The following is a 23,817-nucleotide window of genomic DNA, read 5'->3' as shown; positions in this document are numbered from 1 at the left end:
TCGAACTGATGTTCGAATAGACGGATGCGGTGGGCAAATCAGGCCGTCGCGGTCAACGGGAAGCCGGTCGAGGACGGGGCATTGCCGGGGCTGCAACGCATCGGCTTCGTGCGCAGCGTGCGCTCGCCGCAGTTCGAGGGGATCACCTTCCACGAGGTGCTGTGCAAGTCCGCGCTCAACAAGGTGCCCAACGCGTCGGCGCTGCCGTTCCGCTACACCGTGAACGGCTACCGCGGCTGCTCGCACGCCTGCCGATACTGCTTCGCCCGGCCCACCCACGAATACCTGGAGCTGGACTGCGGCAACGACTTTGACACCCAGGTCGTCGTCAAGACCAACGTCGTCGAGGTGCTGCGCCGCGAGCTGCGGCGGCCGGCCTGGCAGCGCGAGACCGTCGCGCTGGGCACCAACACCGATCCGTACCAGCGGGCCGAGGGCCGCTACGCGCTGATGCCCGGCATCATCGGCGCCCTGGCCGAATCCGGCACGCCGCTGTCGATCCTGACCAAGGGCACCCTGTTGCGCCGCGACCTGCCGCTGATCACGGATGCCGCCACGCGGGTTCCGGTCTCGGTCGCGGTGTCGCTGGCCGTCGGCGATCCAGAGCTGCACAAGGACGTCGAACCCGGCACGCCCACACCGCAGGCCCGGCTGGGTCTGATCAGCGCCATCCGTGCCGCCGGGCTGGACTGCCACGTGATGGTCGCGCCGGTGCTGCCGCATCTCACCGATTCCGTCGAGCACCTCGACGGGCTGCTCGGCCAGATCGCGGCGGCGGGTGCCAGCAGCGTCACGGTCTTCGGCCTGCATCTGCGCGGCTCGACCCGGGGCTGGTTCATGGCGTGGCTGGCGCGCTCGCATCCCGAGCTGGTCGGCCGCTATCGCGAGCTGTACCGGCGGGGTGCCTACCTGCCGCAGGACTATCGCGACGCGTTGCGGGAGCGGGCCGCGCCGCTGATCGCCAAGTATCGGCTGGCCGGCGACCACCGCCCGTTCGCACAGCCGGTCTCACCCGGGCCGGCGCCGGAACCCGTTCAGCCGACGTTGTTTTGAGCTAGCCGGGATCGCTGACCCGCGGGGTTCGTCTGCGGGTGAACGCGACGAAGTGCCGGGTGCGCTGGGTGTCTTCGTTGATGTCGTGTAGGCGGGCGGCGAGCAGATCCTGCAGCAGCAGGTGACCTTGTTCCGTGCCGTCCGGCGACAGGACTCGCAGCGCGCGGCCGCCCGATTCGGCGAGGACGTTCGCGGCGTGGCGGAGGGTGTCGCGGGTGCTGACGCTGCCGTCCGTCGGTATGTCCGTGGGCTCGGAATGCATGACGTCGGCGACGAAGAACGCTTCCAGCGGGTCGGTGGTGTAGTCGCGGGTCAGATGCAGCCCGCGTCGGGCGATCTTCTCCGTCAGAACGGACCGGTCGAGCATCATCACCGACGCGGCATAGGCCGTGGCCGACGCGACGATCAAGGGAAGCAGCGCGGGCCAGGCATGCGTGAGTTCGAGGGTGAAGACGATGCCGGTCAGCGGCGAACGCATGACGCCGCCCACCACGGCCGCCAGGCCGAGGATCGCCCAGAAACCCGGGAACACGGCCGGCAGGCCCTGTCCCACAAGGGCTCCGAGCGCACCGCCGATCATGAACACCGGCGCGAGTACACCGCCAGACGTGCCCGAACCCAATGACAGTGACCAGATGACGGTCTTCACGATGAGGATGCCGACGATCAGGGACAGGGTGGCACGGCCGGTGAGCAGCGCGTCGATCACGTCATAGCCGACGCCGAGGGCGCGCGGCTCGATCAGCCCACCCGTTCCTATCACCAAGCCGCCGATCGCGGGCCACCACATCCAGTGGATCGGCAGGCGCGAGAAGGCGTCTTCGGCCAGATACACCAACCGCGTTGCGGCGATCGCGACCACGGCGCCGCAGGCTCCGATGACGAGTGCCAACAGGTCGATCTTCCAGTCGACGCGGGTGAGGTGCGCAACGTCGACGGGGAAGACCGGGTTGCCGCCGAGGATGAATTGGCGCACGACGGTCGCGACGACGACCGATGCCGTCACCGGAATCAGGCTGCGGGGCCGCCATTCGAACAGCAACAGCTCCACTGCCAGCAGGATGGACGCCAGCGGCGAATTGAAGGTGGCCGCCATTCCGCCGGCGGCTCCCGAAACCAGCAGGATCTTGCGCTCGTCGGCGGTCAGATGCAGGTGCTGGGCCAGGATCGACCCGAGCGCCCCGCCGGTCATGATGATCGGCCCCTCCGCGCCGAACGGGCCGCCGGTGCCGATGCTGATCGCGGCCGAAATTGGTTTGAGGATAGCGACTTTCGGCTCGACGCGGCTGCCCTGGGTGAGAATCGCCTCGATCGCCTCGGGCATGCCGTGACCGCGGATCTTCTCCGAGCCCAGCCGCGCCATGACGCCGACCACCAGGCCGCCGGCGACCGGGGCGCCCAGCAACAACCACCACGGATGGGGGTGGGATCCCGGTGCCACCAGGTCGACGGCCCAGCGCTGGTAGAAGACGAGGTTGGTGACCAGCCCGATCAACCGGAGCAGACACCACGCCGCACCGGCGGCAAGCGCTCCGATCGGCACCGCGAGCGCCGTGATCAGCAGCATGCGCCGGTCGACCACGAAGTCCGCCAGGCGGCCCCCGGCGACCGGACCACCCGGCGGTTCAACCATTTCTGAAGTATTTCACAGGGATAAAATCCGCCGCGGCCATGTTGCTGGGTGGGGCTAGCCGGCCTTATCGCCGCGCGGCTTGGTGAGCGTGAATTCGTCGATGACGGCGACTTCACCGAACGGGCCCCGCAGCGCGTAGTGCGTGGCCTTGATCGAGGTGTTACCGCCGGGCCGGCCCGGATCGACGTCGAAAGCCGCGAAACCGTAAGGGTTGTCGCGGTCGCGAAAGGCCGACCACGGCGCGTCCTCGAGGACGTAGATGGGCGCCTTGCGGCCCAGCCCGGGATCGAAGGCGCCCACGCCGGTCACCACCCGGCACCGAGGATCGGGGAAGAACATCGCGTTGCTCGGCGCCGAGGTGCCGCCGCCGCCGATGACCAGGTGCACCGTTCCCCGTGTGGCGTCGATGAGATCGTTTCGGGTGTCGACGGGTATCGGCGTGCGGGTATCGGTCCCGAGCGTGCCGCGCAGCGGGTGCGAGCGCTCGTAATGGTGTTCGTGACCGCACAGCACCAGATCGACCTGGTACTGGTCGAAGAGCGGCAGCCATTCCTCGCGGATGCCCAGGTCGGCGCCGTTGGTCCGGTCGGCGGTGGAGATCGCCGTCTGATGCATGCACACCACGATCCAGTCGATGTCCGGATCGTGCCTGGCCGCGGCGAGTTCGCTTGCAAGCCAACGCCTTTGCTCGCCGCCGGAGTAGCCGTGCACGTAGAAGTTGCCGCCGTCCTGAAAGGCGACGTCGTCGTTGCTGAGGCTGATCACCCGCACCGAGCCGGCGGTGAATGAGTACCACATGCCGCGCGTCTCGGGGCTCGACCCGGAATCGGGCACCGCGAAGTAGGCCTGATAGGCGCCGTAACCGATTGGACCGTTGCCCAATTCGTTCTCGTGATTCCCGGCCGCGGGCATCCACGGCCGGTATCGTGCCGAGCGGGTGTTGTTCTCGAACCAGTTCGACCAGGTGCGCACCCGGTCTCGGGCCAGGTTGGCGTAGCACAGGTCGCCGTTGATCAGGTTGAACAGCGGGCCCATCCGCTCGATCGCCATGGTGGTGTCGGCGGCGGCCGGCGAGCCGATGTTGTCGGTGGCGTAGCTGCCGTCGGGCATCTTGGCCAGGGCCGGCGTGGACTGGTCACCGAAGCTGGTGAACAGCAATCTCTTTCGGCCCGTCGGCGCGGTGCGCACGGTGCCCTGCTCGGCTTCCGCGCCGTCGTGCACCGCGGCGTACACGTAGTCGGTGTCCGGGCTGAGATTGGTCAGCCGGGCATGGTTGACGCGAACTTCGGTGCCCGACTTCGCGTCCCGATAGGTGCGGGTTTCCGCGGCCACGGTGTGGCCGAAGCCCGATGCCGGCGTCCCGAGCAGGACGCGGGGATTGCGGACCGCGTCGGTGGTGTGCCAGGACACCACCACTTCCGTGCCGGCGTTCTTCCCGAATTGCAGGTGCAGCCCGGCGACCGGTTGTGCGCCGTGGCGATCGGGCCGCAGCCAGGCCATCGGTCCGCGCGGGCGTGACCACAGCAGCGCGGCACCGCCCCCGATGCCCACCCCGAGAGCGGCCGAGACCGCGCCGGTCGTCAGCAATCGGCGGCGGGTCACCGGCGCTCGGGTGACGTCCGCCTGTTGCGAGGCCTGTTGTGGGGCCGAACGCGGGTCGTCGCTCATGCTTGCTTCATACCCGAGCCGGGCGACCGCGGGCACAGCCGCCGGTAAACAGCGAACCTCTGCTAACGAATCCGGTAGCGTTTTCGATATGACGAACGTGCAAAGGACAGCGAGCGCGATCTCAGCGGTACTGCTGGCAACGGCCGCGGGCGCGGTATTCACGCCCGCGACCAGCTATGCGGATCCGGCCGGTCATCAGGTGACGTACACGGTGACCAGCCCCAACAACGTGACCGCCACGGTCAACTACGTGAGTTCCGATCCGCCCAGCCAGGCGGCCTACAACGCGGACTCGTCGAAGTTCATGACCAACGTGCAGGCCCCGCTCAGCGCCGGGCAACCGGTCACCTACAACGCCACGCTGGCAAACCCGAACCAGTGGGCGAGCATCACCGCCAGCGGCATGCTGCACTGGCCGGATTCGGGCAACGGGCCCGCCTCGTTCCACTGCGAGATCGCGGTGGACGGCCAGGTGGTCGCCCAGCAGGACGCCACCACCACCGTCACCTGCACGGCCCCGCGCGGGTAATCAGGCCGGCTCGTTCATCGGTGCACGCGCAGTGCGAGGTAGTACTCGGGCTGCCGGGCCTTGTCGATGGTGTAGCTCACCGCCGTCGCGAGGCCGTCGTGGTCGGACTCCAGCCAGCGCTCGGTGTGCTGGTGCTGAAACTCGCTCCAGGACGGCACCGTGAACCTCTCGAGGACCGCGTCGGGGTCCTCGATGCTGTGATACAGCCGCCAGCTGTGTCCACCGGTGCGTAACCGCGACCGCCGGACCGCGCTCATCGCCTCGACGAACTCTTGGAGTTTGTCGGCCGCCACGCGGTAGCGGACGGCCACCAGGACGGGTCCGTCGTCAGGACAGGGTTCGAAGACGACCATCGGCGACGGCCATGCCCTGGAGATGTCCCGGCTGAGCTTGCCGGTGGCCGGTCGCAACGGAAGGACGGCGACGCTGAGTGCGGCGGCACCCAGGAACGCGGCCGACAACACCAGCGCGAAATCAAGCCCCGCCCGCGTGGCGATGGCGCCCCAGAGATATGAGCCGAGCGCCTGTGATCCGGTGAAGACGAGAAGGTACGCCGACAATCCGCGGGCCCGAACCCATTGCGGGAGATGGAGTTGCGCGGCGGCGTTCAGCGTCGTGAGCGTGACCAGCCAGGTCGTGCCGGACAGCACCAGAAACGGCGCCGCCGCCGCGAACGGCAGCAGGACCACGGCGAGCGGCGCCAGCGCATACGCGGCGGCCGAGACTGCCAGCAACGCGTTCGGGGGCACCGTCCGGCGCACGGGCGCGGGAACCGCGACGGCGAGCACCGCGCCACAACCTATGGCCCCCAGCGCCACACCGTAGCCACTGGCGCCCAGGTGCCACCGGTCGGCGGCGGCCACCGGCAACAGCGCCAGTAGGGCCGAGGCCGGGAACACGAAAAGTGTTGTGCGCAAGAGAATTCGGCGAAATATCGGGCCGTTGATGACGTAGCGGAGCCCGGTGACGATGGCCTGGCTGAAGTGTTCCCGTTCGACGGGTGGCTCTTGTTTGGGTCGACGCCACGCCGCCAGGGCGATGATGATTCCCGCGAAAGATATGGCGTTGATGGCGAAGACGGCTCCGGGCCCGGTCATGGCCAGCACCACGCCGCCGATCGCGGGCCCGACCACCCGGGCGACGTTCACCGAGACGCTGGCCAAAGTCGCTGCGGCCGGTATCTGCTCGCGCGTGACGACCTCGGGCTGAATGGCCTGCCAGGCCGGCGCGGTCAGGGCGGAGGCGAAGCCGACGGCCAGAGTGAACAGCAGTAGCTCGGTCGGGGTGAGGGTGCCGAGAAAGGTCAGCGCGGCCAGGGCCAGCGTCACCAGGACCGCATAGGACTGCAGGAAGATCAGTAGCCGCCGCCGGTCGAACAGGTCGGCAAGCGCCCCGGCGAAGATCCCCAGCAGCAGCGTCGGTCCCAGGCTCGCGGTCTGGACCAGCGCCACGACGACGGCACTGCTGTGGTCCTCGACGAGGAACCACTGCGCGGCCACACTCTGCATCCAGGTCCCGACGTTGGACACGAACTGGGCGATGAACAACGCGCGAAACACGCCGTTGCGCATCGGCGCCCATGCCGACACTTTCCCATCTTCGGTGAGCGCTGAGGTCTGAGTCACGGCTGGGTCGCTCGTTTCCTATCCGACATACGCGCGTGGGGGATAGAAGTCTAAGGCACAAACATGTCGCGGAGGCCGCGGGCGCTGGGCTCGGCATGCGCCACGACCACGACTTCGGGGCGTTCGGCGCCGACCGCCCGGATCTTATGGCTGACCGATGCGTCGAAATAGGCGCTGTCGCCGGGCCCGAGCGTGAACGTCTGGTCCCCGTAGTCGAGTTCGACGGTGCCGGCGTGCACGAACATGAATTCCTGGCCGGCGTGCTCGGGATGGGGATCGTCGGCGAGCTGCTCGGTCGGGCGAACCACGAAGGGCGACATCGACTTTCCCAGCAGGGTCGAGGCCAGTACCCGGTAGCGCTCACCCCCGGCGTCGGGGTCGGCACGCTCGACGGTGATCTTCTCCTGTGCGGCCTCCTCGGAAAACAGCCGCCCGACATCGACGTCGAGGACCTTGGCGACCTTGAGGGCCACCGCGATCGACGGTGTGCTGCGCCGGCGTTCGATCTTGGACAGGTAGCTCTTGGTCAATCCGGTCTGCTCGGCCAGCGCCTCGAGGGTAAGGCCGCGTTGCTTGCGGACCGCGCGCAGTAGTGCGGTCACGACGCCCCTTTCATGACACAAGGTTTCCTATTCTGTTACATTGTGTCATATGGCCAGCACGTTCACCGATTCGAAATCCGAACTGATGCGCCGCGCCGCCGAGCAACTGACCGCGAACGTCGCCGATTCGGGGTTGACCACCCGCCAGAAGCTGGCGTTGACCTGTCGGGCGCTGTTCGACGCCGGGCATGACTCCGGGCTGGCCGGGCAGATCACCGCCCGGGCCGAGGCCGACGGCACCTACTACACGCAGCGGCTCGGGCTGGGATTCGACGAGATCACCGACGCCAACCTGCTCCTGGTCGACGAGGACCTCAACGTTCTCGACGGGGACGGAATGGCCAACCCGGCCAATCGTTTTCACAGCTGGATCTATCGCGCCCGTCCCGACGTCCACTGCATCGTGCACACCCACGCGTTTCACGTGGCGGCACTGTCGATGCTGGAGGTCCCGCTGATCGTCTCCCACATGGACACCACGCCGCTCTACGACGACTGCGCGTTCTTGCCGGATTGGCCGGGTGTTCCGGTCGGCAACGAGGAAGGCGAGATCATTACCGCCGCCCTCGGCGACAAGAAGGCGGTGCTGCTGGCGCATCACGGTCACGTCATCGCCGGCGCCAGCGTCGAGGAGGCGTGCTCGTTGTCGATCCTCATCGAACGAGCCGCCAAGCTGCAGCTGACCGCCATGGCCGCCGGCGCCGTCAAGGAACTTCCCGAAGAACTCGCCCGCGAGGCCCATGACTGGACGCTGTCACCGCAGCGCAGCCGCGCCAACTTCGCCTACTACGCCCGCCGGGCCCTGGCCCGGCATCCCGACGTGTTGACCGGCTAAACCCGTTATCCGCCAACCCAATCCGAGGAGCCCGTCAGTGGCGCACACGCCTGAGCCCAAGATCCACGGCATCATCGCCTACCCGGTGACTCCGTTTTCGGCCGCGAAAGGCCGCAATGGCGTTGCCACCCAGCGGCTGGCCGCGCTGGTCGAGCGGCTGGTGTCCGCCGGCGTTCACGCGATCGCCCCGCTGGGCAGCACCGGCGAACTGGCTTACCTCGAGGAACCCGAATTCGACGCCGTCGTCGACACCACGCTCGCCACCGTCGCAGGCCGCGTACCGGTGATCGTCGGTGTGTCAGATGTGACCACCGCCAAGACCATTCGGCGCGCGAAGTACGCGCAGCAGGCCGGGGCCGACGCGGTGATGGTCCTGCCGGTGTCCTACTGGAAGCTCACCGAGCGGGAGATCTTCCGGCACTACCAGAGCATCGGCGACGCCATCGCCATCCCGATCATGGCCTACAACAACCCGGCCACCAGCGGTGTCGACATGCCCCCCGAGTTACTGGTCCGCATGTTCGACAGCATCGACAACGTCACCATGGTCAAGGAGTCCACCGGTGACCTGACCCGTATGCAGCGCATCGCCGAGCTGTCCGGCAACCGGCTGCCCTTCTACAACGGCAGCAACCCGCTGGTGCTCGACGCCCTGACCGCCGGGGCCTCCGGATGGTGCACGGCCGCACCGAATCTGCGGCCGCAACCCTGCATCGACCTGTACGAGGCGGTGCGCGCGCAAGACCTCGACACGGCGCAAAAGCTCTACGACGACCTCAAGCCGCTGCTCACGTTCATCGTCGCGGGCGGACTCGCCACCACCGTGAAGGCCGGCCTGGACCTGCTCGATTTCCCGGTCGGCGACCCGCGCGCGCCGCTGCTGCCGCTCGACGAGCAGGGTCGTGCCGAGCTGCGGGGCCTGCTCGCCTAGCGGCGGCTAACCCAGGTCGGGCGCGGAGAAGGTGTCACACTTGTTCGGGTCACCGGTCTGGTATCCGATGGTGAACCACTTCTGCCGCTGTTCCGACGAACCGTGCGTCCAGGACTCGGGATTGACCCGCCCGGTGGATTCCTTCTGGATACGGTCGTCGCCCACCGACGCCGCGGCGGAGAGGGCATCGGAAATGTCCTTGTCGCTCAACGGTTCCAGGTAGGGCACACCCGTGCTCTCCTGCTTGACCGTGGAGGCGTAGTGCGCCCAGATCCCGGCATAGCAGTCGGCCTGTAACTCGGTGCGCACGCCGTTGCCGCCGGCGCCCTGCGCGCCCTGCTGCGAGCGGCCGAGCACACCCTGCAGCTGCTGCACGTGGTGGCCGTATTCGTGGGCGACCACATACTCCTGGGCGAACGGCCCACCGCTGGAACCGAATCGATCGACCAGCTCCTGGAAGAAGTCGGTGTCGAAGTACGCCGTCTGGTCGACCGGGCAGTAGAACGGCCCGACGGCGGTGGTGGCCGCCCCGCAGCCGGTGCTCACCCGGCCGGTGAACAGCCGGACGTGCGGGCGGGTGTAACCCTGCAGCAGCTGATGCCACACCGCGTCCACCGAGTTGCCCGTGGCGACCACCCGGCATTGCACGTACTTGTTGGCGTCGGCGCCGGTCTTGCACTGGCTCAGGTCGAAACCCGGCGCCGAGTAGCCGCCGGTGTTGGTCTGCTGGGAGTTCATCACGCGGCCGGGGTCGACGCCCAGGAACAGCGCCCCGATCAGGATGAGCAGTCCGATGCCGCCGCCCCCGACGGCCATTCCCATGCCACCGCCACCGGATGAGGACGCAGTGCTGGTGTCGATCTGCATGCCCTCGTTGAAGGTCATGACACTCTCCTAATGTTGCCGGGTCGCAAGGGAATCGGTGTAGCTGCGCAGGTTGCGCAGGTAGCGGCGCAGGGCCAGGTTCAGCAGCGGCCCCACCACGACCATCGCCAGCCTCGCCGGGCCGGCGGGTTTCTGGGCCATCGTCCACGTCAGCCGGCAGCCACCCGGGATGACCTCGACCCGGTAATCCTCGGCGAAGGCAGCCACGGATCGGGTCGAGCATTCGTTGAACCGAAATGCCATGTGCGTGAACGGTTCCCAGGCGATGAATTCCTCATTGCCGACCAAGGGTTTCAAGCCGCCGCGCATCTCGACGACGCGGGTGGTCCCGACGCCGCGCGGCTCGGGGCTGGTCCAGGTCACCTTCGTGATCACCTTCGCCCACCGCGGCCAGGACTGGGCATCGGAAAGCACCTCGAACAGCTGCTCGGGGGTGATGGCCAGATCGACGCTGTTGCAAAAACGGAAACGGGCCTCGACAGAATCAGCGTCGGTGAAGCTCGCATCGACGCGCTCGCAGGGGAACATGACAACAACTTAGCCGGGGCCGTCACTGGCCGCGGCCAATAAGGGCACCACCACGTCGCTGATCGGCGTGGCCAGGCCGTGGGCCTGGCCCTTGCGAACGATCACGCCGTTGCGGATGTCCCATTCCATCGGCCGCTGATGTTCCGCGTCGGTCAGGATCGACGTGCCCATGTCCTCGGCGACGTTGCTGAACATGTCGACCAACTCGTCGACCACGCCGTCGGCCAGCCGGGCGCCCTCGGCCCGCGCGACGGCCAGGCACTCGGCGACATAGCGCCGCGACAGCGCGGCGACGTCGTCGCGGCGGAACATCCCGGACCGCCGCCGTGTCAGCGCCATGAACCCGGCCAGCGCGTTGGTGAGCAGCTTGTGCCAGGCCGCGGTCAGGATGTCGGGGTCGCAGTCGACCCGGCAGCCGGCGCCGCGCAGCAATTCGGCGACGGTCTCCGCGGCCGGCCCGCTCGGCAGGACCAGGGCGGCCTGCGTGCGCAGCCGCACCCAGCCGTCGGGCTGGGTCTGCGCCGAGTACCACACGATCCCGGGGATGACGGGGGACAACGGGCAGTGCGGCTGCACCTGCTCGACCTGCTCCACGCCGTTTTGCAGCACCACGACGATGGTGTGGACGTCGCACAGCCGGGCCAGCCACGCGGCGGCCGCGTCGTTCTGGGTGGCCTTGACGGCCAGCAGCACCACGTCCACCGGCCCGGTCACCTCGACGGGGTCGGTGTGCACGGGACCCGGGACGACGATCGGGTCGGCCCCGTCGGGCCGCAGTTCGATGGCGTCGCGCCGGGTGCGGCCGCACACCATGACCGAATGCCCGGCCCGGTACAGCAGCGCGGCGACCGTCGTGCCGACGGCGCCGGGACCGACCAGGGCGATGTTGGTAGCAGCGTCTGTGGCGATGCCACCGAAATTACCTCCTTTAGACTGGTCACTCGTTCAAGCCAGGTGAAAGGGAGTGTTTTGTGCTGCGCAGTCACGCCGCGGGTTCGCTGAGGAGTAGCGACGCCGGGCAGCAGGTGACCCTGGCGGGCTGGGTGGCTCGCCGCCGCGACCACGGCGGCGTCATCTTCATCGACCTCCGCGACGCCTCCGGGATCGCGCAGGTGGTCTTCCGCGCGGCAGACGTGCTGGCCCAGGCGCACCGGCTGCGCGCCGAGTTCTGCGTCGCGGTCACCGGTGTGGTCGAGATCCGCCCCGAAGGCAACGCCAACCCCGAGATCGCCACCGGCGAGATCGAGGTCAACGCCACCTCGCTGACCGTGCTCGGGGAGAGCGCGCCGCTGCCGTTCCAGCTCGACGAGCCCGCGGGCGAGGAGCTGCGGCTGAAGTACCGCTACCTGGACCTGCGCCGCGACGGGCCGGCCGAGGCAATCCGCTTGCGCTCCAAGGTGAATGCCGCCGCGCGTTCGGTGCTGGCGCAGCACGACTTCGTCGAGATCGAGACCCCGACCATCACCCGCTCCACGCCGGAAGGCGCGCGCGACTTCCTGGTGCCGGCCCGGCTGCACCCGGGCTCGTTCTACGCCCTGCCGCAGAGCCCGCAGCTGTTCAAGCAGTTGCTGATGGTGGCCGGCATGGAGCGCTACTACCAGATCGCCCGCTGCTACCGCGACGAGGATTTCCGCGCCGACCGCCAGCCGGAGTTCACCCAGCTCGACATGGAGATGAGCTTCGTCGACGCCGAGGACATCATCGCCGTCTCCGAGGAGATCCTGTGCGCGCTGTGGGAGCTGATCGGCTACCGGATTCCGACGCCGATCCCGCGGATCAGCTACGCCGACGCGATGCGGCGATTCGGCTCCGACAAGCCCGACATGCGCTTCGGGCTGGAGCTCGTCGACTGCACAGAGTTCTTCAAAGACACCACCTTTCGCGTCTTCCAGGCACCGTACGTCGGTGCGGTGGTGATGCCCGGCGGGGCGTCGCAGCCGCGGCGCACGCTCGACGGCTGGCAGGAGTGGGCCAAGCAGCGCGGTCACCGGGGACTGGCCTACGTGCTGATCGCCGACGACGGCACCCTGGGCGGCCCGGTGGCCAAGAACCTCACCGACGCCGAACGCGACGGGCTGGCCGCGCAGGTCGGGGCCAAGCCGGGGGACTGCGTCTTCTTCTCGGCCGGCCCGGCCAAGCCGTCGCGGGCCCTGCTGGGCGCCGCCCGCGGTGAGATCGCCCACCGGCTGGACATGATCGATCCCGACGCCTGGGCGTTCGTCTGGGTGGTGGACCCGCCGCTGTTCGAGCCCGCCGACGACGCCACCGCCGCCGGTGACGTGGCCGTCGGCTCGGGGGCGTGGACCGCCGTGCATCACGCGTTCACCTCACCCAAGCCCGGACACGAGAACGAAATCGAGACCGCCACCGGCAACGTGCTCGCCGACGCCTACGACATCGTCTGCAACGGCAACGAGATCGGTGGCGGGTCGATCCGTATCCACCGCCGCGACATCCAGGAGCGCGTGTTCGCGGTGATGGGCCTGGACCAGGCCGAGGCCCAGGAGAAATTCGGATTCCTGTTGGAGGCGTTCACCTTTGGCGCACCCCCGCACGGCGGGATCGCGTTCGGGTGGGACCGGATCAACGCGCTGCTGTCCGGGGTCGACTCGATCCGCGAGGTGATCGCCTTCCCGAAGACCGGCGGCGGCGTCGACCCGCTCACCGAAGCGCCGGCGCCGATCACCGCCCAGCAGCGCAAGGAATCCGGAATAGACGCCAAGCCCGAAAAGGTTGACCGGGCATGACCGAAATGCCCGACACCGACACGATCAACGCGTTCAACCAGAGCATCATCGACGAGTTCCGCACCAACGACGGCAAGGTCGGCGGCCAGTTCGAGAACGCAGACCTGCTGCTGCTCCACACCACCGGCGCCAAGTCGGGGGAGCCCCGGGTCTCGCCGCTGGCCTATTTCCGCATCGACGGCCGGCTGATCATCATCGGCTCCTTCGCCGGCTCGCCCGTCAGCCCGGCGTGGGTGCACAACCTGCGGGCCAACCCGCGGGCCCGCGTCGAGATCGGCACCGAGGATTTCGACGTCACGGCGCACGAGCTGCCCGCCGACGATCGCGCCGCGCTCTTCGACAAAGTCACCGCCGCCGCGCCCGGCTTCGCCGAGTACCAGGCCAAGACCACCCGGGTGATCCCGCTCTTCGAGTTAAGCCGGACCTAGCCGGTGCGCACTCCGCGGCGGGCGGTGCCATCGCTGGTTCTCGCCTCCGCGCGTGCGGGCAACAAACGGCTGCGGGTCGTGTGGTTCAACCTGGTGCAGACCGCGACGGCCGCGGGCCTGTCCTGGTACATCGCGCACGACGTCCTGGATCACCCGCAGCCGTTCTTCGCGCCGATCGCCGCCGCGGTGTCGTTGTCGACCAGCAACGTGCTGCGCGCGCAACGCGCCGTGCAGATGATGATCGGGGTGACCCTGGGCATCGGGCTGGGCTCGCTGGTGCAGGGCCTGCTCGGGCCCGGCGAGGTGCCTATCGCGGTCGCCGCGCTGGTGGCGCTGGGCGCGGCGGTGTTCATCGGCGGCGGCTTCATCGGGAACGGGATGATGTTCGCCAACCAGACCGTGGTGTCGGCGATTCTGGTGCTGGCCCTGTACCGCGGCGGCGTCGGGTTGGAACGCATCTTCGACGCGCTGATCGGCGGCGCCGTGGCCATCGTGTTCGCGGTCCTGTTGTTTCCCGCCGACCCGTTGAAGGTGTTGCGCACCGCGCGGGTCGGCGTGCTCGGCGTGCTGCACGACGTGCTGGCGCGGGCCGCGGACGTCGCCGTCGGGCGCAAGGAGCCACCGCCGGACTGGCCGCTGACGGCCGTCGACCGGGTGCACGAACAGCTCAGCGGACTGCTCGAGGCGCGCACCACCGCCCGCCACGTCGTGACCATCGCCCCTCGGCGGTGGGCCCTGCGGACCGCGATCGAGGCCGCCGATCACCAGGCCGTGCACGTGGCCCTGCTGGCCGGCTCGGTGCTGCAGCTGGCCCGGGCCGTCTCGCCGAGCCCCGATACCACCTCAGACGGCGACCGCGGACGCCTCCCGCAGCCCGTGCACTCGGTGCTGGTGGTGTTGGCGGCCGCGACGGCCCTGGCCGACCCCGATCCCGCCGGGGCCTGCGTGTACACCGCCTCGGCACGTCAGCACGCCGCGGAATTGCAGTCCGGCGCGCACGAGAAAACGCAGGTGATCCTCGCCGACGTCGTCAGCGCCTGCGTCGACGACCTGCAGCGGGTCATCGACCTGCGGCACGTGTGAGGGCTCAGCGCGAGTCGGCCAAGAACTCCTGGACCAGTTTCCGTGGCGCCTGGGTCAGCCACGCCTCGGTGATCAGCTCCTCGAGGTCGCGCACCGAGATCTCGGCCAGGTTGACCAGCACGGCGGGATAGCCGTCGAAATGCGGGGTGGTGAAGTAGATCCCCGGCTCGTCGTCGATCAGCGCGAACTTGACACCCTCGTCGGACACCCGCACCCCGAGGATGTCGCCCTGCGGTGGCTGCGGGCCGCTGCGTGCCAGCGCCTCGCGCTCGGAGGGCCGCAGCGGCCGCTCCCAGGCCAGCAACTTCTTGCCGACCCGCCAGTCGTGCGGTGACGGCTCGGAGGTGAGTGCCAGCTCACCAACGATGCGGGCGACGTCGCCCCACGTGGCCACCACTCGATTGTGCGCCCGTTTTGGCGTGCTCGCCGTCGGATTGGCAAACGGTGGGCGGCCGGGGCGAATCGCGGACCCCACGCGGCCCGGCGGCATGTGATGTGATCAGCGGTGAGGAGGTGGCGCTTGCCAGCAGAACCAGGCGAAGGTGGGGCCGGGGTCGCCCGCCGCCATCGGGTGACCCACCGCACCGAGTACCGCTACTCCGACGTCGTGACCAGCTCGTACGGCCGCGGATTCCTCACCCCGCGCGACTCGTTGCGGCAGCGCTGTGTCGCGCACCGGCTGACCATCGAACCGGCCCCCGCCGACAAATCCACCAGCACGGACACCTACGGGAACATCAGCTCGTATTTCCACGTGACCGAGCCGCACGGCGCCCTGAAGGTGACCAGCGATTCGATCGTTGACGTGTATCCGCCGGAGCCGGATCTGTACAGCGGCGGGCCGGCGGTCCAGCCGTGGGAGGCGGCCCGGCCGGTCGGGCGCGGCGGAGCGCTGGCGACCGAGTTCACCCTGGACCTGAATCCGCCGGAAATCACAGACGAGATTCGCGACTACGCGGCGCCCAGCTTCACGCCCGGGCGTCCGCTGATCGAGGTGTTGCGCGACCTGACATCGCGGATCTTCACCGACTTCACCTATCGGTCGGGGTCGACGACGATTTCCACCGGGGTGAAAGAGGTTCTGGCGGCCCGCGAAGGGGTATGTCAAGACTTTGCCAGGCTGGCGATTGCCTGCCTGCGAGCCAACGGGTTGGCGGCCAGTTACGTATCCGGGTATCTGGCCACCGACCCACCACCTGGGAAGGACCGGATGATCGGCATCGACGCCACCCACGCCTGGGCAGCGGTATGGACCCCGCGGGAGCCCGGCCAATTCGAGTGGCTGGGGCTTGATCCCACCAACGACCAGATGGTCGACGAGCGTTACATCATCGTGGGCCGGGGTCGCGATTACGCGGACGTCCCCCCGCTGCGCGGCATCATCTACACCGACTCGGAACGCAGCGTGATCGACGTCGCCGTCGACGTGGTGCCTTTCGAAGGCGATGTGCTGTATGCGTGACTTCACCTGCCCCAACTGCGGCCAGCGCCTGACCTTCGAGAACTCCACCTGCCTGAACTGCGGTAGCGCGCTGGGGTTTTCACTTGACCAGATGGCGCTGCTGGTGATCTCGGACGACGGGTCGACCGAGCACGCCGGCTTCGTGCCTGCCAGCGAGTATCAGCTGTGCGCCAACCTGCTGCTCGCCGAATGCAATTGGCTCGTCCCCGTCAACCACCCCCGGCTGTTGTGCACGTCGTGCGCGCTGACGACCGAACGGCCGAACGACGCCGACACCGTGGGGATGGCGGAGTTCGCCCGGGCCGAGGCGGCCAAACGCCGGCTGATCGCCGAGCTGCACGAGCTGAAGTTGCCGATCGTCGGGCGTGACAAGGATCCCGCCTACGGGCTGGCCTTCCGGCTGCTGTCCAGCGCGCACGAGAAGGTGTTGACCGGACACGAAAACGGGGTCATCACCATCGATTTGGCCGAGGGCGACGACGCGCATCGCGAGCAGCTGCGCGTCGAGATGGACGAGCCGTACCGGACCCTGCTGGGGCACTTCCGTCACGAGATCGGGCATTACTACTACTACCGGCTGATCGCGCCGTTCAGCGACTACGTGGAGCGGTTCAACGAGCTGTTCGGCGATCATGAAGCCGACTATCAGGAGGCGCTCGACCGGCACTACAGCGAGGGCCCGCCCGAGGGCTGGCAGGAGGACTTCGTGTCGTCCTATGCCACCATGCACCCGGCCGAGGACTGGGCCGAGACGTTCGCCCACTACCTGCACATCCGCGACACGCTGGACACCTCGGCGTGGTGCGGACTAGCGCCCGCGTCGGCCACCTTCGACCGGCCGGCCTTGGGCCCCAGCGCTTTTCAGACGATCATCGACATGTGGCTGCCGTTGTCGTGGTCGCTGAACATGGTGAACCGGTCGATGGGTCACGACGACCTGTACCCGTTCGTGCTGCCGGTCACGGTGCTGGAGAAGATGAAGTTCATCCACACCGTGGTCGACGAGGTGACCTCGGAGTCCCGCGGGCCCGCCTCGGTCGCGGGCTGAGCCGCGCCCGGGGCCGTACCCGATTCGCGGCGGCACAAACGGGAACTCTGCGGCGATGTGCTTCTCGATGACGGCGGATCTGGTGGTGGGCACCGCCCTGGTGCCGGTCGCCGTGGCGACCCTGCGCGAGGTGAAGCACTGGCGCGAAGTGCCATTCGCGTTGTTACCGGCGGTGTTCGCGGTACACCAGTTCATCGAGGTGGCCGTGTGGCCCAACGGCGTCGTCTCCCCGGGGATGGCCCAGCTGGCGGTGCGGGCATACGTCTTCATCGCACTGCCGCTGCTTCCCGCGCTGGTCCCGTGGGCGATCTTGCTGCTGGAACCGCGCGGCGCCCGGCTGCGGGTGGCGCCCTTCGCGGTGCTCGGCACCGTCGTGTCGGCCTATCTGGCCGTCGTCGTGCTGACCGAGCCGGTCACCGCGACGACGGGCCCCCACGCTCTGCAGTACCGGACCGGTGTTCACGACGGCTACGTGTGGGCGGTGCTGTACATCATCGCCGTCATCGGGCCGGCGGTGATGTCGGGCTATCGCTCCATCGTGGTGTTCGGGGTGGCGAACCTGGTGGGGCTGATCGTGGTGGCCGTCCTCTACCTGCAGGCGTTCGCGTCACTGTGGTGCATCTACGCCGCCACGCTGTCGGTCCTGGCGCTGGTGCACATGGTGCGGCGCCGGCGACTGCCCGATCCGCACCGCTATCACGGCGTCGCCGCGGATCGGGCACCGTCGAACGCCTGAAAGATGCGGGGAGCCAACGCAACTAGGCTGGCATCACCCGGCGTTCGTCGGGACCCCACAGTGGCTGCATATGACCGGGCAATGCCAGCTGGGTGGTGGTGATGACCTCGGCCAGGTCGCGCAGCTCGACATGCACCGAAGAGAGCAGCTCGGCGAGCTCGGCGCGCCGGCCGTCGGCGCCGACCCGTTCGAGTTCGGCGGGATGGGACCGCCGCAGCAGGGTGCCGATCTCGTCCACCAGCCGTTCCGGGCGCGACGACCCCGACGAGCCGGGCAAATCCTTGAGATCGGTGCGCAGCCGCTCCAACTGGTACAGCAGCGACCGCGGGTTCTGCGCGTCGAACAGCATCAGCTCGGCCATCGCGGCCACACTGATCTTGCCCACCGTGCGACGCCGGTAGATCACCGACGACTCGCAGGCCACCAGGGTGGACTCGATGACGGTTTGTTCGGCCGCCGCGCCGCGGCCGACGGTCAGCGTGGCCCGCAGCAACGCCGTCAGCCACAGGCCGCGTTCGATCCGTTTGCCGATGTCCATCATCGTCCAGCCGACGTCGCGCACCATCGACTCGCTGGCCACCCCCGACAGGGTGAGCATGCCGGCCAGCGTCTGGTTCTGGGCCGTGGTCAGCAGGGCGTCGGCCTCGGAAAGTGAGTCCGGCGGTTCGCTTTCCAGTGCCAGCGCCCGCTCCACCGCGGCCAGCACCATCCACGTGTCGTTGGACATCTGGTCGCGCACCGCCCGGGCGGCCAGCGCCAAACCCTCCACCGACTGCACCAGGGACCCGGGCCGGTGCGGGTCGACGGTCAGCGACCACAGGGTGGAGGGGGCGACGGCGATCATCTCGGCGTGGTCGCCGTCGCTGTCGGCCGCGGTGTCGGTTCCGGTGATGCGGCCCAGCGCGGTCATCAGCACCGGCACGCATTCGCTTTCCTCGCTCTGCTGGTGGTGGCGATAGACGTGGAAGCGGTCGCGGGCGACGATGAGCAGCCGCGCCATGCTTTCCGCGCGCTCACCGTAGCGGCCGATCCAGAACAGGTCGGACAGCACGCGCGGGGAGCTGATGCCCCAGGTGCCCGCGGCCGTCTTCGCCGGTGTCTCCGGCGTCGGAAAGCTGATGGTCTCGGCGCGCGCCCGTTCGGTGGGGCGCACCCAGACATCTTTGGCCGCAATGGTTTTCAGTGTGTATGCGTCCGACCCCGGTGCCAGCACGTAGCCGATGCCGCCGATCATCGGCGCGTAGCCGCCGCGCTGGGCAACGGTGAACAACCGGATGCCGATGCCCGCCGACGACAGCACACCGGCGTGGTCGGTCGGCGCGGACGAGAATTGCGGCAGTTCCTGGCCGATCCACTGCCACGGCAGCTGCTCGATCCGGGCCGCCAACTTCGTCAGCTGGCGAGACGAAAGCGTCGGTCCGACAAGGGTTTTCTCACCGATGGTGGACTTGATCAACAACGACGACAGATTCGCCAGCAGGTGCGAGCGCTCACTGGCAATGCCGCCCCAGTACACCGGGGCGGTGGGCAGCTGCAGGGTTTCCGACAGCAGGTGCTCGGCCATCGCGGGCAGAAAACGCAGCAGCCCAGGGTTTTCCAGAATCCCGCTACCCAGCGTATTGACGACGGTGACCGTCCCGCGACGCTGCGCCTCCACCAATCCTGCCACCCCGAGACGGGAGTCGGCGCGCAGATCCAGCGGGTCGGAGTAGTCGGCGTCGACCCGGCGCAGAACGACGTCGACACGTTTCAAGGTGCCCAGCGAGCGCATCCACAACATGCCCTCGCGCACCACCAGGTCGGCGCTTTCCACCATCGGGAAACCCAGCAGGGTGGCCAGGTAGGCCTGGTCGAACGCGGTCTCGGAATAGATCCCCGGGGACAGCACCACCACCACCGGGTCCTGGGCGTCGTCGGGTGCCGCGTCGGTCAGCGCGAGCCGCAGCGCCTGGGCGAACGGCGTCGTCGGCCGCGGCGCGATGCGTTCGTAGAGGTCGGGGATCGAGTGCGCGACCACGCGCCGGTCGGCCAGCGCATACCCGGCGCCCGAGGGCGCCTGGGTGCGGTCGCTGTTGACGACGAAGGCGCCGTCCGGTCGCCGGCTGACGTCGCAGGCGTGCATGAAAAGCTGGTGGCGGCCCGGGATTTCGATTCCATCGGCCGCGCGCACGTACCCGGGATGGCCGAACAGCAGCTCGGGGGGCAGGACGCCTTCGGTGAGCAGGCTGCGCGGCCCGTACAGGTCGGCCAGCACCGCGTCGAACACCCGCGAGCGTTGCAGCAGGCCGGCCTCGAGCGCCTCCCAGTCGGTCGCGGACAGCACGACCGGCAGGGTGTCCAGCTGCCAGGGCCTGGGTTCCTGGCCGCGGCCGCCAGGCTCGACGTCGGTGTAGGTGATGCCGTCGTTGTCGATGAGGCCGTGTACGACCGAGCGCAGCCGGTCCAGTCCGGCGCGGCCCCGCTCCGCGATGGCGTCGGCCAGCTCGGCCCACGCCGGGCGCACATTGCCGTCCTGGTCGACGAATTCGTCATAACCGCTTGCCGGGCCGTGCCGCAGATCGAAGAGTGCTTCCTGGGCCCGCGCTGCGCGGTAGGAGGCCAGCAGGCGATCGGCGTCGTAACGCCCGGTGCCGGCCATCGAGCCGGGCCCAGCCGGTGCACCGGTGCCGAATGTCATGTCCGCAAACGCCATTACTGCGCAACGGTACGCACGCGGCGCAGGTCGAGGATGCCCGGCGCGCCGACGTCGGTGAAGATCCGGGCCTGCTTCTCCCGGATGTCGGCCAGGTCCGCTTTGCCGGGGGTGAAGCCGGTCGCCTCGAAGCGGCGGGCGCGGCGCGCCTCGGCCTCCACGGCGTTGACCGGTGGCGTGTCGTAGGCCCGCCCGCCGGGATGGGCGACGTGGTATGTGCAGCCCCCGCGCGACGTGCCGGTGGTCAAATCGATCAGCTCGAACTGCAGGGGCCCGTCCGCCGAGATGGTCGAGTGCAGCGCGCTGGGCGGCTGCCAGGCCTTGAACCGCACCCCGCCCACATGAATGTCGGGATTGTCGGTGGCCAGCAACGGCACCGGGTAGCCGTTGACCGTCACCACGTAGCGATGACGGTCGGCCCCGATGATGCGGACCTGGATGCGCTCGACCGAGGAGTCGACGTAGCGGGCCGTGCCCGTCGCGGTGGACTCCTCGCCCAGCGTGGTCCACGGCTCGATCGCACCGCGCAGCTCGATCTCCACGCCGTCGAACACCGCGGTCCCGATGCGCGGGAACCGGAACTCGGTGAACGGATCCAGCCAGCTGGTCTCGAACGCGATACCGTGCGCGCGCAGGTCGGCGGCAACCTCGGCGATGTCGTGAATCAGGAAGTGCGGCAACAGATATCTGCCGTGCAGATTGGCGCCGTGGCGGATCAGCGGCGCGCGCAGCGGCTCGTCGATGAACCAGGCGACCAGTGAGCGCACCAACAGCGATTGCACCATCGCCATGCGCAGGTGCGGGGGCATCTCGAAGCCGCGCAGCTCCAGCAGGCCGAGCCGGCCGCGGGCGCTGTCGGGGCTGTAGAGCTTGTCGATGCAGAACTCGGCGCGGTGGGTGTTGCCGGTGATGTCGGTGAGCAGGTGGCGCAGCGCGCGGTCGATCACCCACGGCTTGGTGGCGCCACCGCCGCCCAGCCGGGCGATCTCGGCGAACGCGATCTCGAGCTCGTAGAGGGCCTCGGCGCGGCCCTCGTCCACTCGCGGCGCCTGCGAGGTGGTCCCGACGAACCGGCCGGCGAACAGGTAGGACAGCGACGGGTGACGCTGCCAATAGGTCAACAGTGAGACCAGCAGATCGGGACGACGCAGCAGCGGCGAGTCCGCGGGCGTCACGCCGCCCAGCGTGATGTGGTTGCCACCACCGGTGCCGCCGTGCGTGCCGTCGACGTCGAAGGACTCGGTGGACAGGCGGGCCAAACGGGCTTGCGCGTACAGCGTTTCCAGCTGTTGGTGCTGTTCGGCGAAGCTGGCGGTGGGCGCGACGTTGACCTCGATCACCCCGGGGTCCGGGGTGATGGTGGTCGAGCGCAGCCTCGGGTCGGGCGGGGGATCGTAGCCCTCGATCACCACCGGACAGTCGGCCTTCGCCGCGGCGGCCTCGACCCGGGAGATGAGATCGACGTAGTGCTCGAGCGCCTCAGTGGGCGGCAGGAAGAGGTAGAGCAGCCCGTCCCGGATCTCGGTGACCATCGCGGTCGGCGGCGCCCCTTCGGCATCGACCAGCACGGCGCCTATCGACTCCGTCGACAGGGCGCCACCGACGGTGAGGGGATCGGCGTCGAACGACGGGCGCGGCGGTTGCCAGCTGATCGAATCCAGTGGCAGCCGCAGCCCCGCCGGGGAATCGCCGGCCAGCAACACGATACGACCGCGGCGGAGCCGCCAGTCGGCGCTGGCCCACCCGAGGTCGTCCTCGCGCCGGTGCAGGGGCAGCACGAATGCCGCTGGGGCCGTGACGGATTCGTCCAATCGCGACAGCAGCGCGGCACGGCCGGCGGGCGAATCGGATTCGAGGTCGTCGGCGGCGTCCACCGGAACCCCGTCGGGCTCGCGGACTTTGGCCGCCAGCCGATGCAGCGGATCCTCGTAGGCCGGCCGCACCTGCGAGGCCGGCAACCCCAGGCCGTCGGCGATCCCGGCGAGCACCTGGTAGGCCGCTTCGGTGTCGGCGGGGCGCTGCGGCTCGGCGCCCCAGGGGTCGGCCAGCAGTCTGTCGTCGGTCCACAGCGGACGCCCGTCGGTGCGCCAATGCAACGCAATCTGCCAGCGCGGCAGAGGTTCTCCCGGATACCAGCGGCCCTGCCCGCGCTGGATCACGCCGCCCGGCGCCCACTCGGACTTCAGCCGGGCGGCCAGGTCGGAGGCACGCCGCCGCTTGTGCGGGCCGTCGGCGGCCGTGGTCCATTCCTCGGCCGAGCCTTTCGGGGGGATGTCCACCGCGACGAAAGTCGGCTCACCACCTATGGTCAGCCGGACGTCGGCCGCTGCGAGGCGCTCGTCGACGCGCCGGCCGACGTCCTGAATCGTCCGCCACGCGTCGTCGGTGTACGGCGCCGTGACGCGCGGATCCTCGTGGACCCGGGTGACGGTGTTGGAGAACTCCAGCGTCGACGTGCAGGGCTCGGTGCCCCCGCTGATGGGTGCGGCGGACGTGGGGTGCGGGGTGGCGGCCAGCGGGATGTGGCCCTCGCCGGCGAACAGTCCGGACGTCGGATCCAGCCCGATCCAGCCGGCGCCGGGGATGTACACCTCGGTCCAGGCGTGCAGGTCGGTGAAGTCGGCGGCGGGGCCCGACGGCCCGTCGAGCGCCTCGATGTCGGACGCCAGCTGCACCAGGTAGCCGGACACGAAGCGGGCGGCCAGCCCCATCTGGCGCAGGATCGACACCAGCAGCCAGGCCGAGTCGCGACACGAGCCCACCCCGGCGCGCAGCGTGTAATCCGGGGTCTGCACGCCGGGTTCCATCCGCAGGCTGTACGCGACGTCGGCGTTGATCGCCCGGTTGAGCTCGACCAGCATGTCGATGGTGCGGGTGCCGTCGCGCACCGAGAAATTGCCCAGCCAGTCCCGCACCAGTTCGCCCGGACCCGAGCCGTCGCCGTCTTCGTCGACGGGCCGCAGATAGGGCTCCAGGTCTTTGGCCAGGTCTGTGGGGTAGACCGAGCCGGCCCACGGCCAGGTTTCGGCCCAGTCCTCGATGAAGAAGTCGAACGGGTTGATCACCTTGAGGTCGGCGATCAGCCCGACCGTGATGGTCAGCCGTTGCGTCGGGTTCGGAAACACCAGCCGGGCAAGGAAATTGCCCACCGCGTCCTGTTGCCAGTTGATGAAGTGTTCGTCGGGCTCGATCCGCAGCGAGTACGCCTCGATGGGCGTGCGGGTGTGGGGCGCCGGGCGCAGCCGCACGATGTGCGGATACACCCGGACCAGCCGGTCAAAGGTGTAGCTGGTGCGGTGCTCCAGCGCAACTTTGATGCTCATAGTCGCTGA

The 23,817-nt window shown here is 68.9% G+C and carries 20 protein-coding genes; 10 read left to right on the top strand and 10 right to left on the bottom strand.

Annotated features, from left to right (window positions below; translation table 11 throughout):
* Positions 1-24 precede the first annotated feature (24 nt).
* Positions 25-1,053 carry an Rv2578c family radical SAM protein gene (locus A5688_RS06390; protein WP_067913703.1) on the top strand — a complete coding sequence of 343 codons (1,029 nt, stop codon included), beginning with the start codon at positions 25-27 and terminating at the stop codon, positions 1,051-1,053.
* A 1-nt stretch (position 1,054) separates the two neighbouring features.
* Here the strand turns inward: A5688_RS06390 and A5688_RS06385 are convergent, their stop codons facing one another.
* A complete protein-coding gene (locus tag A5688_RS06385; RefSeq protein ID WP_067913706.1) occupies positions 1,055-2,686 on the bottom strand; it encodes a chloride channel protein in 1,632 nt (543 codons plus the stop codon).
* 54 nt (positions 2,687-2,740) lie between these two features.
* On the bottom strand, positions 2,741-4,354 hold the full coding sequence (locus A5688_RS06380) for a purple acid phosphatase family protein (RefSeq protein WP_067913796.1): 1,614 nt from the start codon (positions 4,352-4,354) through the stop codon (positions 2,741-2,743).
* An 88-nt stretch (positions 4,355-4,442) separates the two neighbouring features.
* Between A5688_RS06380 and A5688_RS06375 the strand changes: the two genes are divergently transcribed.
* A complete protein-coding gene (locus tag A5688_RS06375) occupies positions 4,443-4,883 on the top strand; it encodes a hypothetical protein (protein ID WP_067827766.1) in 441 nt (146 codons plus the stop codon).
* A gap of 14 nt (positions 4,884-4,897) precedes the next feature.
* Here A5688_RS06375 and A5688_RS06370 read toward each other — a convergent pair whose 3' ends face one another.
* Together A5688_RS06370 and A5688_RS06365 are read right to left on the bottom strand one after the other, a co-directional pair.
* A complete protein-coding gene (locus tag A5688_RS06370) occupies positions 4,898-6,508 on the bottom strand; it encodes an MFS transporter (protein WP_347503078.1) in 1,611 nt (536 codons plus the stop codon).
* Positions 6,509-6,558: 50 nt separating this feature from the next.
* The gene (locus A5688_RS06365) at positions 6,559-7,110 is read right to left on the bottom strand and encodes a helix-turn-helix domain-containing protein (protein ID WP_067827771.1); all 552 of its coding nucleotides are present in this window, start codon (positions 7,108-7,110) and stop codon (positions 6,559-6,561) included.
* 49 nt (positions 7,111-7,159) lie between these two features.
* Here A5688_RS06365 and A5688_RS06360 point away from each other — a divergent pair, with 49 nt between their 5' ends.
* Both A5688_RS06360 and A5688_RS06355 read left to right on the top strand, forming a co-directional pair.
* Positions 7,160-7,945, top strand: coding sequence for an aldolase (locus A5688_RS06360; protein WP_067913712.1), 786 nt, complete (start codon positions 7,160-7,162; stop codon positions 7,943-7,945).
* Between the two features lie 37 nt (positions 7,946-7,982).
* Positions 7,983-8,876 (top strand): dihydrodipicolinate synthase family protein, encoded by an 894-nt coding sequence (locus A5688_RS06355; protein ID WP_067913715.1) that lies wholly within the window; start codon positions 7,983-7,985, stop codon positions 8,874-8,876.
* Positions 8,877-8,882: 6 nt separating this feature from the next.
* On the opposite strand, the gene ypfJ is transcribed toward A5688_RS06355, so the two are convergent.
* From ypfJ to A5688_RS06340, 3 genes are read right to left on the bottom strand one after another with little or no spacing between them, the layout of a single operon-like run.
* The gene (gene ypfJ, locus A5688_RS06350; protein WP_067827778.1) at positions 8,883-9,761 is read right to left on the bottom strand and encodes a KPN_02809 family neutral zinc metallopeptidase; all 879 of its coding nucleotides are present in this window, start codon (positions 9,759-9,761) and stop codon (positions 8,883-8,885) included.
* Between the two features lie 9 nt (positions 9,762-9,770).
* Positions 9,771-10,289 (bottom strand): SRPBCC family protein, encoded by a 519-nt coding sequence (locus A5688_RS06345; protein WP_067827781.1) that lies wholly within the window; start codon positions 10,287-10,289, stop codon positions 9,771-9,773.
* Between the two features lie 9 nt (positions 10,290-10,298).
* Positions 10,299-11,198, bottom strand: coding sequence for an oxidoreductase (locus A5688_RS06340; protein WP_207546614.1), 900 nt, complete (start codon positions 11,196-11,198; stop codon positions 10,299-10,301).
* 62 nt (positions 11,199-11,260) lie between these two features.
* Between A5688_RS06340 and aspS the strand changes: the two genes are divergently transcribed.
* Genes aspS through A5688_RS06325 form a run of 3 tightly spaced genes read left to right on the top strand, consistent with a single transcriptional unit; the run spans position 11,261 to position 14,547 of the window.
* Positions 11,261-13,036 carry an aspartate--tRNA ligase gene (gene aspS / locus A5688_RS06335; RefSeq protein ID WP_067913721.1) on the top strand — a complete coding sequence of 592 codons (1,776 nt, stop codon included), beginning with the start codon at positions 11,261-11,263 and terminating at the stop codon, positions 13,034-13,036.
* Positions 13,033-13,464, top strand: a complete 432-nt coding sequence (locus tag A5688_RS06330; RefSeq protein ID WP_067913724.1) for a nitroreductase family deazaflavin-dependent oxidoreductase — start codon at positions 13,033-13,035, stop codon at positions 13,462-13,464. Before aspS ends, A5688_RS06330 begins: the two co-directional genes overlap by 4 nt.
* Positions 13,465-13,467: 3 nt before the next feature.
* A complete protein-coding gene (locus A5688_RS06325; protein WP_067913727.1) occupies positions 13,468-14,547 on the top strand; it encodes an FUSC family protein in 1,080 nt (359 codons plus the stop codon).
* Between the two features lie 4 nt (positions 14,548-14,551).
* Here A5688_RS06325 and A5688_RS06320 read toward each other — a convergent pair whose 3' ends face one another.
* A complete protein-coding gene (locus tag A5688_RS06320) occupies positions 14,552-14,941 on the bottom strand; it encodes an MmcQ/YjbR family DNA-binding protein (RefSeq protein ID WP_067827946.1) in 390 nt (129 codons plus the stop codon).
* A 126-nt stretch (positions 14,942-15,067) separates the two neighbouring features.
* Here A5688_RS06320 and A5688_RS06315 point away from each other — a divergent pair, with 126 nt between their 5' ends.
* From A5688_RS06315 to A5688_RS06305, 3 genes are all read left to right on the top strand, one after another.
* Entirely contained in the window at positions 15,068-16,009 is a 942-nt protein-coding gene (locus A5688_RS06315; RefSeq protein WP_067913730.1) for a transglutaminase family protein, read from the top strand.
* Positions 16,002-17,057, top strand: coding sequence for a zinc-binding metallopeptidase family protein (locus A5688_RS06310; RefSeq protein WP_067827798.1), 1,056 nt, complete (start codon positions 16,002-16,004; stop codon positions 17,055-17,057). The genes A5688_RS06315 and A5688_RS06310 overlap by 8 nt, the downstream gene beginning before the upstream one ends.
* Before the next feature lie 67 nt (positions 17,058-17,124).
* Positions 17,125-17,793, top strand: a complete 669-nt coding sequence (locus A5688_RS06305) for a DUF6629 family protein (protein ID WP_242660366.1) — start codon at positions 17,125-17,127, stop codon at positions 17,791-17,793.
* A 22-nt stretch (positions 17,794-17,815) separates the two neighbouring features.
* Here A5688_RS06305 and A5688_RS06300 read toward each other — a convergent pair whose 3' ends face one another.
* Positions 17,816-20,431: a circularly permuted type 2 ATP-grasp protein gene (locus tag A5688_RS06300; RefSeq protein ID WP_120312487.1), complete on the bottom strand. Its 2,616-nt coding sequence runs from the start codon at positions 20,429-20,431 to the stop codon at positions 17,816-17,818.
* A gap of 53 nt (positions 20,432-20,484) precedes the next feature.
* Positions 20,485-23,808, bottom strand: coding sequence for a DUF2126 domain-containing protein (locus tag A5688_RS06295; protein ID WP_067913733.1), 3,324 nt, complete (start codon positions 23,806-23,808; stop codon positions 20,485-20,487).
* Between the last annotated feature and the right edge of the window lie 9 nt (positions 23,809-23,817).

Origin of the sequence: Mycobacterium mantenii, assembly GCF_001667865.1 — a bacterium.
Classification (GTDB): domain Bacteria; phylum Actinomycetota; class Actinomycetes; order Mycobacteriales; family Mycobacteriaceae; genus Mycobacterium; species Mycobacterium mantenii_A.
The sequence above is the reverse complement of the archived record's forward strand: the minus strand, read 5'-3'. Positions and strand labels throughout refer to the sequence as shown.